Origin of the sequence: Phocaeicola intestinalis, assembly GCF_014837065.1 — a bacterium.
Lineage (GTDB): Bacteria > Bacteroidota > Bacteroidia > Bacteroidales > Bacteroidaceae > Phocaeicola > Phocaeicola intestinalis.
This window is the reverse complement of the sequence record NZ_JACSPP010000130.1, coordinates 1-1242: the sequence shown is the minus strand read 5'-3', so window position 1 is coordinate 1242 and position 1242 is coordinate 1. Positions and strand designations below refer to the sequence as shown.

Sequence of the window (1242 nt, the reverse complement as noted above, 5' to 3'; positions counted from 1 at the left end):
TCTAATTATCAAAAATGGGCACATTTATTGTCTTTCTGTTGTTTAACTTTTGTTAGTACATTTATCACCACACGGAGAAAGAAAATGCCCTAATGAGCTATGGCTTTTCTGTTCTCAAAAGCCTGTGAGAGTACCAGCGGATAGGCAGACCTTTTCTTTTCATTGATATGATACACCTTTCCTTGTCGGCTGGTCGGACAGCAGGCAGGTCGGATGTCCGACCGACCTGTCTGCAGATAGTGGCATTTCCTTCCATCCGTTTGTCCCGCAGACTTGTTGGCGGATGAAAATCCGATGAATTGATGAGTTGACAGGATAATAAACTGATAACCAAAATGATATATGTTCATCATCGTTTCATCAAACCACTCGCCCCAAAAAAGTGATGTAGAGTGCGGTGTGTCCTTTCTTTTTTCATCAGCCCGATTCTCTTGTTGAAAGGTTGATGAAGACGTAAGTTGCTGTTTCTCTTTATGTTTATATATACTTTCATCATCTCATCAAAATATCAGAATTTTTCCAGCTGTATTTTGTTTACCGTGTAGTAACGTCCTATTCCTCTCAATCGGCGAATAATGACAATCCCGATTCACAATCTTGTAGAGAATTGTACCTACGCAAATGATTTCTTTTTTTCTTCATGTTTTTGATACAGGTTTTAGTGCTGCCTACATTCTGTCGGCAACGGATTAAACATGGTTGCAAATCTACGGAAGTGTCGGTAAAATCTTGATACGCAAATCTATGCAGAACGGCGCAAAATAGGTCATGCCAAAAGAAAAAGCAGTATAAACGGGTGGCTCTTTCAGATAAAAGGAGATAAAAAAGCCCGAAGTCGTGGAATATGCACTTCTTCGGGGACTGGTTGTTGCAGATAATTACAGATTGACTGATGTACCGATTTACGGATTCAATGACTTCTTGTCGTCACTACGTCAGATTAAACCGTTAATCATCAAATGACTGAACATAAAAAGTTCATTCTAACATTTATTCGGCATTCTGTTATTCACTGACACCAGCAGGACTTGTTTTTCTTTTCGTCGGCACAATCTTTCCAGCAGTGCATTGCGAACCGTTGCGGCACCTGACGTGTCAATGCGAAAAGCGAGTACCACCACCATCGGCAAGGCATACATGTCCGCATAATAGCCGTTGGGCAGCTTGATACGTTTTTCAGCTTCAAGAGGATTCAAAACTCCACACTTGTACACGGCACGAATGGCGGCACGGAGCGTCGGG

General features: G+C 41.7%; 2 protein-coding genes. Both read right to left on the bottom strand.

Features of this window, described 5'->3' with window-relative positions; translation table 11 throughout:
* Positions 1-89: 89 nt before the first annotated feature.
* Positions 90-353 (bottom strand): hypothetical protein, encoded by a 264-nt coding sequence (locus tag H9625_RS17865; protein ID WP_087397009.1) that lies wholly within the window; start codon positions 351-353, stop codon positions 90-92.
* Positions 354-983: 630 nt separating this feature from the next.
* The coding region (locus H9625_RS17330) for a hypothetical protein (protein ID WP_191765566.1) at positions 984-1242 on the bottom strand (259 nt) is incomplete at its 5' end.

Excerpts from the sequence above, each read along its gene's own strand:
- H9625_RS17865 (WP_087397009.1), bottom strand. The coding sequence starts at position 353 with ATGATGAACATATATCATTTTGGTTATCAGTTTATTATCCTGTCAACT.